The following is a 1,828-nucleotide window of genomic DNA, read 5'->3' as shown; positions in this document are numbered from 1 at the left end:
TAAGTTTGAGATAGCTTCATGAATTTATTGTACGTTACCTACTATCCGAAGAGCGATGCAACAAAGCCATACCGTGGCGGTATGACGTGGTAGCTATATATAGACAAATTCCTTTTTCTTAGATATAATTTTAAGAAACTTTCCATATAAAAATGAAAATAAAAAGAGCTTTAATATCAGTATACGATAAAACGAATATAATTGATCTTGCATCGTTTTTAATGCAGCAACAAATAGAAATTCTTTCAACGGGAAATACTTATAAAACGCTATCTAGTGCAGGAATAAAAACACAAGAGGTTTCAGATTACACACAATTTCCAGAGATACTGGGTGGTAGAGTAAAAACTTTACACCCTAAAATTCATGGAGGAATACTTTGCAATAGAGAAAAACACAAAACGGAAATACAAAATCTAGGTATTGAGCCAATAGACCTGCTTATAACTAATCTATACCCATTTTGGGAGACAGTAAGTAGCGGCTCAAATGAAGAGCAAATTATAGAACAAATTGATATCGGCGGAGTGGCGTTAATTAGAGCTGCAGCAAAAAACTTTCGTTTTACTTCAGTTATTTCTAGCATTCAAGACTACGAAGCACTAAAAGCTAAGATGATAAAAAATAACAATGAAACAACATTGGAATATAGAAAATATTTAGCAACCAAAGCATTTGCTCTCACTGCACACTACGATTCTAATATTCACAGTTGGTTTTTATCCCAGAGTAAAAATAATGAGTTGCCAGAGTTTTTCGCACTATATGGGCATAAAGCACAAGAATTAAGGTATGGTGAAAACCCTCATCAAAAAGCTGCATTTTATAGCAATCAATTCACCAAATATCCGCTGGAAAAAATACATGGAAAAGAGTTGAGTTATAATAATATAGTAGATATAGAGTCCGCACTTAACATAACTTCTGAATTCGAAGAGCCTGCAGCAGTGATAATAAAGCACAATAACCCATGTGGCGCTGCTGTTAGTAATAATGCTTTGGAGGCATATGAAAAGGCTCTATCATGTGATGAAGTAAGCAGTTTTGGTGGCATAGTTGCCTTAAATCGGGAGATAGATTTAAAGCTAGCAGAAAAATTAAACGAGATATTTTTGGAAGTAGTGATAGCACCATCGGTAAACAATGAGGCACTAAAAATTTTACAAAGAAAGAAAAATTTAAGAGTGATTATTCATAAATCTTTCCAACAAAATGTGAAATACCAAATTAAAAATGTTGTTGGTGGGTTTTTGGTGCAAGAAAATAATGACCACACAATAAAAGCAGAACAAGTAACAAAGTGCACTACAGCAGAAAAAGAAAAGGAAGATCTTATTTTTGCCTGGAAAATATGTAAACATGTGAAATCCAACGCAATAGTTATAGCAAAAGATGGTTGTGCTATTGGCATCGGCGCAGGGCAAACAAGCAGAATAGATAGTGTGAACATTGCAGTGAAAAAAGCAGGTGAAAAATGTAAAGGTGCAGTGCTTGCTTCAGATGCATTTTTTCCATTCCCAGATAGCATAGTAGAAAGTGCAAAACATGGAATTACAGCTATAATTCAGCCCGGCGGCTCGCTGAAAGATCAAGATGTGATAAAAGCTGCAAATGAAAATAAAATTGCTATGTTTTTCACTGGCGTTCGCAATTTTTTCCATTAGGCTTGTGTCTTATCGTCATACCGCCGCGGTATCTCTTAACATAGATCCCGCTAACAAGTAGCGGAATGACGAGGTATAAACCATCGTCATGCTGCCGCGAACCGTCATACCTACCCCTACAACAACATTGCAAGCATTGATTTTTCTCCATATGAAAAGAGTCT

2 protein-coding genes are annotated in these 1,828 nt (G+C 35.6%); one reads left to right on the top strand and one right to left on the bottom strand.

Annotated features, from left to right (window positions below; genetic code table 11):
• The first annotated feature begins 152 nt into the window (after positions 1–152).
• Positions 153–1,664, top strand: coding sequence for a bifunctional phosphoribosylaminoimidazolecarboxamide formyltransferase/IMP cyclohydrolase (gene purH / locus OZD63_RS05690; RefSeq protein ID WP_275008347.1), 1,512 nt, complete (start codon positions 153–155; stop codon positions 1,662–1,664).
• Here purH and OZD63_RS05685 read toward each other — a convergent pair.
• The coding region (locus OZD63_RS05685; RefSeq protein ID WP_275008346.1) for a hypothetical protein at positions 1,636–1,828 on the bottom strand (193 nt) is incomplete at its 5' end. The genes purH and OZD63_RS05685 overlap by 29 nt on opposite strands.

Source organism: Wolbachia endosymbiont of Drosophila leontia, assembly GCF_028981785.1.
Lineage (GTDB): Bacteria > Pseudomonadota > Alphaproteobacteria > Rickettsiales > Anaplasmataceae > Wolbachia > Wolbachia pipientis.
Note: the sequence above shows the minus strand (reverse complement) of the source record. Positions and strands in the feature narration are given on the sequence as shown.

Coding starts and splice junctions, on each gene's coding strand:
- purH (WP_275008347.1), top strand. CDS start 153: ATGAAAATAAAAAGAGCTTTAATATCAGTATACGATAAAACGAATATA.